Below are 7,928 nucleotides of genomic sequence, written 5' to 3' on the forward strand. Positions count from 1 at the left end.
GCCGAGGCCTCCTCGGCCCGGCTCCAGCCGGCCGGCTCGGCCTCGTACTGTGCGGCGGCTTCCGGGGCCTCCCGCTCGGCATACGCCGGCTGCTCGGGGATCGGGGGGTACTGCGTCGACGGCGCGTAGTCGGCCGGCGGGGCGGCGGCGAGGCTGGCGCCCGGCACGCGCTGCTCCTGCGGCGGTAGCGGCACCGCGTTGGCGGGTGAGATGCCGGGCGCGGGCGCCGGCTGGTAGGCCGGCGGCTCGTCGGCCCGGTCGGCGTCCCAGCCGCCTCGCGACTGGGCTTCCGCCTCGGCGCGGCCCCACACCTCGCCCGGCGCCCACGGCTGAACCTCCGCGACGCCGGGGTTGGCCTGCACCGGGTTGTCCGGGCCGGCGGCGGCCCAGCCGGGCGTCGCGTCGCTGCCGGGCACGCTGACGCTGGCCCGGGCGGCCGCAGGGCCGGCCTGCTCGGCCTGGGGCCAGGCGGTCGGTTCCGGACGCTCGGCCGGCTGGTCCTGGGGTGCGAGCACCCAGTCCGGCTGCTGCGGGCGGCCCTCGGCGGCACCCCAGGCGGCGGGCTGCGGGGCCTCTTCCTGCGCGGGCCAGTTCGCCGCCGGGACCTGGGCCGCGCCACGGGAGCCGGCCGACTCGGACTGCCCCCAGCCGGGGGACGGCTGCTCGGCCTGCCCGGCGGGCTGGCCCCAGGTCTGCGGGGCCTGCTCGGCTGGCGTCCAGACGGGCTGATCATCCCGTGCGGCGGCGGCGCCGACGGCCCAGCCACCGGACCCGGACGGGTCGTCCTGCGGGCCGGCTGCGCCGGATCGGCCGGCGGGCTGCGCCGGATCGGCGTGCCACTCACCGGCGGGCGGGCTGGTCTGCCCCGACCCAGCCCATCCGCCGGAGCGGGACGGGTCGTCCTGGGCGGCGGGCCACGCGGCGGTGGCCGGGGGCACCTGCGCGGCGCCCCGGGCGGCCGGCTGGGCCGGTGCCCAGTCGGGCTGCTCCGGGGAACCGGCGGCCCAGGCGGGCGCGGCCTGCTCGGGCGGCGTCCAGCCCTGCTGCGGGGGAGTCCATCCGGCGGGCTGCGCCTGCTCCGGCGCGGCACCGCCGGTGGCCCACGCGGGCTGCGCCGGGTCGCTGGACTGCGGTGCGGCGGCGGCACCCCAGGCGGGGTTCGGCTGCTGCTCGGACTGGGTCGCCCAGGCCGGGGCGGACGGGTTCGGCCGCGCGGGTGGCGGGGGCGCCCAGCCCATTTCGGGGCCGGTGGCGTTGTAGCCGTTGTCCGGCTGCGCCGGGCGGTCGCCGTACGGCGCCGGTCCGCCGGCGCCCGGTGACACCTCGTCCGGCTCCTGGCCGGGGCGGTGCGGGCCCTCGGACGTCATGGGTGCGCCTCCTCCATCACATGTCGGCCGCCGGTGCCGATCGGTCTCCTCGGCATGGCTGCCGGCGTCACCGGCGTACCGCCGTGCCGGCTCCCCGCACCGTATCCGGTGGCCGCACGAGGCGTCCAAGGAGCACCGGTCGTCACTCCCCGTCGCCGGGTGGTGTCGAGCAGCTTCTATCGGCTCGGCGTCGGCCGGGCCGGCGGGCGGCGACCGAAGCCCACCGTACCGGGCGCTGCGGCAGCACGGAATCCCGGTGTCAGGTGCTGGCGCAACGCCGATGGCCCATCCGGTGAGCCGGATGGGCCATCGATCTGGAGGAGGTGAGGAATGTCGTGGAGCGTCAGCTCATGTGACGCTGGGCGATGACGAGGAGTTCCTCGCGAACGGCCGGCGAGTTGGCCGAGCGCAGCGCGTGCTCGATGGCACGGGCGCGGCGGTTGGCGTCGCGGTGGTTGCGGATTCGCTCGATCATGCTCATTTGGTGGGTCCTCCTGGCTATTCGGTTGTCGGCCCCTGATGCATCTATTCAACCGCAGAACTCGGCCAACTTCCATCGATTATTAGGTGAGCTGGGACACCTGCCTAACAATCAAAGGTCAAGGGGGCTTGTGGCCGACGGTTTCGTCGCTCAACGGACACGGCCGGTGTGCCGGGCGTTAACCCGTGGCACACCGGCCGTGGCTGGCGTTTCGGACCGGTCAGGTCCAGGCGAGCAACGCCGCCTCGGGGTCGGCGAGGAAGTCGCCGATGTCGCGCAGGAACTTCGAGCCCAGCTCACCGTCGATGATCCGGTGGTCGAAACTCAGACCCAGCGTGGTGACCTGCCGCGCCTTGACCTTGCCCTTGTGCACCCACGGCATCTCCCGCACCGCGCCGAAGGCGAGGATCGCCGACTCGCCCGGCGGCAGGATCGGCGTGCCCGTGTCCACCCCGAACACCCCGACGTTGGTGATGGTCAGGGTGCCGCCGGACATGTCCGCGGGCGAGGTGCGGCCGGACTTCGCCGTCTGCACCAGGCCGTTCAGCGCGTCGGCCAACTCCCGCAGCGAGAGCCGGCCGGCGTCCTTCACGTTCGGCACGATCAGGCCGCGCTCGGTGGCCGCCGCGATGCCGAGGTTGACGTACTCCTTGACCACGATCTCGTCGCCGGCCCAGGTCGAGTTGACCATCGGGTGCCGCTTGACCGCCAGCAGCACGGCCTTCGCCACCAGCAGCAGCGGCGAGACCCGGACGTCGCGCCACTCCCGCCGGCCCCGCAGGCGCTCCAGCGCCTTCATCGCCCGGGTCACGTCGACGGTCAGGAACTCCGTCACGTGCGGAGCGGTGAACGCCGAGCGGGACATGTTCTCGGCGGTGAGCTTGCGGACGCCCTTGACCGGGATGCGCTGCTCACGGTCGGCGCCGAAGCTCGCGACGCTCGTCGCGGCCCGGGTGACCGCGACCGGCTCGGCCGCCGCCACGAAACCGCTCACCGCCTGCTGTACGTCCTCCCGGGTGATCGAGCCCAGCGGCCCCGACCCGGTCAGCGTGCTCAGGTCGACGCCGAGGTCCTTGGCGAGCTTGCGTACCGGCGGCTTGGCCAACACGAGCCCGCCCGGCACCGGACCGCCGTTCCCGTTGCGGACCGGCTCCGGCGTGACCGGCTGCGGTGCGACCGGTGCCGGCGCGACCGGCGCCTCGGCCTGCGCCGGTACGGCACCCTTGCGGGGCCGGCGCTTCGCGGCGGTGGTACGCGGGCCGTAGCCGACGAGCACCGCCGTCCGCCCGCCCGGGGCGGCACCGCCGATCAGGCCCGGCTCGATCATGCCCTCGGCCGGGGCCAGCTCCACGGCCGCCAGCGAGGCCGCCGACGGGGTGGGCAGGTCGCCGGTGGGCGTGGCCGTGGTCGACGCGGTGGTGTCCAGCGGGCCCGCGCCCGGGTCGGTGTCGATCGCAATGATCGGCGTACCGACCTCGACAGTGGTGCCCTCCGGGTGGTGGATCGCCTGCACCTGCCCGGCCCACTTCGCCGGGATCTCCACCGCCGCCTTGGCCGTCTCGACCTCGACGATCGGTTGGTTCAGCTCGATGGTGTCGCCGACCTTGACCAGCCAGGCCAGGATCTCGCCCTCGGTCAGCCCCTCGCCCAGGTCGGGCAGGTTGAACGTCTTGATCCGGGACATGCCGCTCACCAGCCGAAGGTGCGGTCGACGGCGTCGAGCACCCGGTCGAGGTCGGGCAGGTACTCCTCCTCCACCCGGGCGGCCGGGTAGGGGGTGTCGAAGCCCGTGACCCGCAGCACCGGCGACTCCAGGGAGTAGAAGCACTCCTCGGTGATCCGGGCGGCCAGCTCGGCGCCGAGGCCGATGTTGGACGGCGCCTCGTGCACCACGACCGCGCGGCCGGTGCGCTTCACCGACTCGTAGGCGGCGGCGAGGTCCAGCGGGGACAGCGAGCGCAGGTCGATGACCTCCAGCTCCCGGCCGTCCTCGGCGGCGGCCGTCGCGGCCTCCAGGCAGGTCCGCACCATCGGCCCGTACGCCAGCAGGGTCACGTCGGTGCCGGGCCGCACCACCCGTGCCGAGTGCAGGGGGTACGCGCCGGACAGCGGCGCGTCCAGGTCGACCTGGCCCTTCTCCCAGTACCGCCGCTTGGGCTCCAGGAAGACGATCGGGTCGTCCGAGGCGATGGCCTGCTGGATCATCACGTAGGCGTCCTGCGGGTTGGCGCAGGTCACCACCTTCAGGCCGGCGGTGTGGGCGAAGTACGCCTCCGGCGACTCGGAGTGGTGCTCGACCGCGCCGATGCCACCGCCGTACGGGATCCGGATGACCATGGGGATGCTGAGCCGGCCGCCCGAGCGGTAGTGCATCTTCGCCACCTGCGACACGATCTGGTCGTACGCGGGGTAGACGAACCCGTCGAACTGGATCTCGCAGACCGGCCGGTAGCCACGGATGGCCAGGCCGACGGCGGTGCCGATGATGCCGGACTCGGCCAGCGGGGTGTCGATCACCCGCTGGTCGCCGAAGTCCTTCTGGAGCCCGTCGGTGATCCGGAAGACGCCGCCGAGCTTGCCGACGTCCTCGCCCATGATGATGACCTTGGGGTCGGTCTCCAGGGCGCGGCGCAGGCCGGTGTTGAGGGCCTTGCCGAGGGTGAGCGTCTCCGTGGCCATCAGTGGGCGCTCCCCTCGAACGACTCCATGTAGCGGTTGAACTGCGCACGCTGCTCGTCGAGCAGCGGCGACCCGTTGGGGTAGACGTGGTCGAACATCGTCACCGGCTCCGGGTTGGGCATGGTGAGCACCCGCTCGCGCAGGTGCACCGCCTCGCGGCGGGCCTGCTCGTCGACCTCGGCGAAGAAGGCCCCGTCGGCGATCTGCTGCTTTTCCAGGAAGGCCTTGACCCGGATGATCGGGTCCTTGGCCTGCCACGACTCCACCTCGCTGGCGATCCGGTAACGGGTCGGATCGTCGGAGGTGGTGTGTGCGCCCATCCGGTAGGTGTACGCCTCGATCAGGCTCGGCCCCTGCCCGTGCCGGGCGTTGTCCAGCGCCGTGCGGGTGACCGCGTACGACGCCAGCACGTCGTTGCCGTCCACCCGTACGCCGGGGAAACCGAAGCCGGCGGCCCGCTGGTAGAGCGGGACGCGGGTCTGCCGCTCCAGCGGCTCGGAGATCGCGTACTGGTTGTTCTGGCAGAAGAAGACCAGCGGCGCGTTGAACACGCTGGCCCAGACGAACGCCTCGTTCACGTCGCCCTGGCTGGTCGCCCCGTCGCCGAAGTAGGCGATCGCGGCCTCGCCGTCGTCGGTGCCGACCTTGCCGTCCATGGTGATGCCCATGGCGTACCCGGTCGCGTGCAGGGTCTGCGCGCCGATGACGATCGTGTACATGTTGAACTTGAACTCGTTCGGGTCCCAGCCGCCCTGGTCGACGCCGCGGAACAGACCGAGCGGCATGATCGGGTCGATGCCCCGGCAGTAGAGGACGCCGTGCTCCCGGTAGGTCGGGAAGGCCATGTCCTGCGTCCGCAGCGCGCGCCCGGAGCCGACCTGGGCGGCCTCCTGGCCGAGCAGGCTGGCCCAGAGGCCCAGCTCGCCCTGCCGCTGGAGCGCGGTCGCCTCGGCGTCCAGCTTGCGGACCAGCACCAGGTCGCGGTAGAGCCCGCGGTACTCCTCGTCGGTGAAGTCGACACGGTACTCGGTGCCGTCCGGCCCGGTGGCGCTGTCGATCCGCTCGCCTTCGGGGGTGAGCAGCTGCACCAGCTCGGGGTCGCCGGTCGCGCCCTTCTTGGAGCGGGGAGCTGCCCGCCTGCTGCGGGTGGTGCCCCCGGGGTCGCCCTTTGCCATCGGTCTCTCCCTGTCGTGTCTGCGTCGGCACCGGGGGATCACCCGGCCACGCAACTCGTGCGCCTGCCCGGCTGCTGCCGGACCGGTTCCTGGCGGCCGCGCCTAGCCCCGGTGGGGGTTGCCGCGCGGCGTGAAGCCGGGTTCTGGCCGAACCCGGTTCGGGAGCGCCGGCGCCGGGCCGCGCCTGCCGCGAGGGTGCGCGGAGGTCACGGCTGCGTTGCCGTCGTGCTCCATATTCGCAGAGCAGGTGAGCGGGCCCACAGTACGCCTGCCTCGCATTCCGACCGCCTACGGTTTGATGTTCTTTGTCGCCATCGTGCCGCCCTGCGCCCACCGGGCAATCCGGTGATGATTCGTCACCGTTCGGCCAGTGTCGCGTGTCGACACGCGGTGGATGTTGGCTGACGGAGGGTGACTGGGCGAGGCTGATTACCGCAGGAACATGCCGATCGGGTGATTAGCCGGATTCCCACCGGTGAACGCCCCCGGCGTGCCTCGGACGGCGACGACAAGGGGTGTGCGGTGGACGAGCCAGGTGACGGTCCCGGCACACCCATGCTCGGACGCCACCGGTCGCCAGGCGGCTACCGCCGGGTGATCGGGTCACACCGGGCACCCGGCGCGGGCGGCCCCTCCCGGGGTTACCTGCTCACCGTCGCACTGTTGGCCGGCACCGCGTCGATGCCCGTCCTCGCCGCGGTCAGCGCGGGCTCGGCCACCCCGGGCAGCAGCGCGCTACCGGACACCAGCACCCCGTTCATCCCGACCCCGTCGGTCGGGCCGGTGGTCATCCCGATGCCGGTGACCAGTCAACCGCCGCCGGTCGCGCTGCCGGCACCGGGCACACCCAGCGCCGGCCCGACCGCGACCGCCGACTGGGTGCCCGCCGCTCCCTGGCGTCTCCCGGACGAGTCGTGGTCCGGCCCGACGGCCGACGACCGGCTGCCCGCCCGTCGGATGGTGCCCGCGCCACCGGCGCCGCGACCCACCCGGAGCGCCCCGCCGGCCGCGCCCCCGCCCCCGCACCCGACCAGCCCGTCGCCGTCGCCGGCGCCGACCGGGTCACCGGACCCGGACCCGACCGAAACGCCCCCGCCGAGCCCGACGCCGACCGACTCGGCGACACCCACCGCGACCGGTTCGTCGACCGCCACCGCCGTCCCCACCAGCACCCTCCCCGCACCCGCCAGCACATCCCCGCCGTCGGCCACGCCCGGCCCGTCGGCCACGTCGGCCAGCCCGCCCGAGCCCACCACCGCACCGTCACCGACGGCGTCGCACTCGCGCAGCGCTTCGGCCCCACCGACCTCGCGCACCGTGTCGTCGCGCCCCGGCGTGGGCGCCAGCCTTCGGTGATCAAGAGATTTGCGTCAGGAATCGCGGTCGCTGTGACGCGAACTTCTTGATCACCGCGGCGGTCGGTGGCGACCGCCGGTCGGCCGGCCGGACACACGCATCCCACCCTCTCCTCGGCGGTACGGTGACGAGCAGGCGTCGCCGAGACGGCGGTGGTCAGCAGTAGGCGCGTACCGGAGGGGGTGGCGTGGGCGGCGGTGTGGAACCCCGCCAGGTCGCCGCCCGGCCCGGTCCAGGGCTGCGGGTCGCCCGACTGGTCACCGAGCTGACCGCCCCGGCCGTGCTGGTGTCGCTGCTGATGGTCGCCGTGAGCTGGCACAGCACCCGGGGCAGTGCCCGCGGCCTGCTCTGGGGTCTGCTCGCGACGCTCTTCGTCACCGGCATCCCGTTCGCCTACATCGTCGGCGGGGTCCACCGCGGTCGGCTCACCGACCACCACATCGGCCGTCGGGAGCAGCGCCGGGTGCCGCTGCTGGTCGGCCTCGGCTCGGTCGCCGCCGGGCTCGCCCTGCTCGTCGTCCTCGGCGCGCCCCGGCCGTTGCTGGCGCTGGCGGTGGCCGGGCTGGTCGGACTGGTGGTCGCCGTGTCGGTGAGCCACTGGTGGAAGATGTCGATCCACTCGGCGGTCTCCGCCGGCACCCTGGTCATCCTGGCGCTGACCTTCGGGCGCGGGTTCCTCGTCGCCGCGCCGCTGTTGGCCGTGGTCGGCTGGTCCCGCGTACGCCTGCGGGATCACACCGTCTCGCAGGTGCTCGCCGGCGGTGTGCTCGGCGCGCTCATCGCCGCGGTCGTCTTCGGTCTGCTGCGCTGAGCGACCGTCGCCGGGGGGGGGGGGGGGGGGGGCGCGCCCCGCGGGCGGCTGGGGCCGGC

7 protein-coding genes and 1 pseudogene are annotated in these 7,928 nt (G+C 73.9%); 1 reads left to right on the plus strand and 7 read right to left on the minus strand.

The features are described from left to right. The 7 genes and pseudogenes from ABZU46_RS29915 to ABZU46_RS29945 form a co-directional block, all read right to left on the minus strand. Window positions 1-1,367: pseudogene (locus tag ABZU46_RS29915) on the minus strand (hypothetical protein); the annotation flags it as partial. A 343-nt stretch (window positions 1,368-1,710) separates the two neighbouring features. Then, the gene (locus ABZU46_RS29920) at window positions 1,711-1,848 is read right to left on the minus strand and encodes a hypothetical protein (RefSeq protein ID WP_007454215.1); all 138 of its coding nucleotides are present in this window, start codon (window positions 1,846-1,848) and stop codon (window positions 1,711-1,713) included. A gap of 220 nt (window positions 1,849-2,068) precedes the next feature. Then, window positions 2,069-3,532 carry a dihydrolipoamide acetyltransferase family protein gene (locus tag ABZU46_RS29925; protein WP_354863009.1) on the minus strand — a complete coding sequence of 488 codons (1,464 nt, stop codon included), beginning with the start codon at window positions 3,530-3,532 and terminating at the stop codon, window positions 2,069-2,071. A 5-nt stretch (window positions 3,533-3,537) separates the two neighbouring features. Then, window positions 3,538-4,527 carry an alpha-ketoacid dehydrogenase subunit beta gene (locus tag ABZU46_RS29930; RefSeq protein WP_354863001.1) on the minus strand — a complete coding sequence of 330 codons (990 nt, stop codon included), beginning with the start codon at window positions 4,525-4,527 and terminating at the stop codon, window positions 3,538-3,540. Continuing rightward, window positions 4,527-5,702 carry a pyruvate dehydrogenase (acetyl-transferring) E1 component subunit alpha gene (pdhA, locus tag ABZU46_RS29935; protein ID WP_354863003.1) on the minus strand — a complete coding sequence of 392 codons (1,176 nt, stop codon included), beginning with the start codon at window positions 5,700-5,702 and terminating at the stop codon, window positions 4,527-4,529. Before pdhA ends, ABZU46_RS29930 begins: the two co-directional genes overlap by 1 nt. A 641-nt stretch (window positions 5,703-6,343) precedes the next feature. Then, entirely contained in the window at window positions 6,344-6,493 is a 150-nt protein-coding gene (locus ABZU46_RS29940) for a hypothetical protein (RefSeq protein WP_354863004.1), read from the minus strand. Window positions 6,494-6,511: 18 nt separating this feature from the next. Beyond that, window positions 6,512-7,018, minus strand: coding sequence for a hypothetical protein (locus ABZU46_RS29945; RefSeq protein ID WP_354863006.1), 507 nt, complete (start codon window positions 7,016-7,018; stop codon window positions 6,512-6,514). 227 nt (window positions 7,019-7,245) lie between these two features. Between ABZU46_RS29945 and ABZU46_RS29950 the strand changes: the two genes are divergently transcribed. After that, window positions 7,246-7,869 (plus strand): phosphatase PAP2 family protein, encoded by a 624-nt coding sequence (locus tag ABZU46_RS29950; protein WP_354863008.1) that lies wholly within the window; start codon window positions 7,246-7,248, stop codon window positions 7,867-7,869. The last annotated feature ends 59 nt before the right edge of the window (window positions 7,870-7,928 follow it).

The organism is Micromonospora sp. NPDC005197, assembly GCF_040608295.1.
Lineage (GTDB): Bacteria > Actinomycetota > Actinomycetes > Mycobacteriales > Micromonosporaceae > Micromonospora.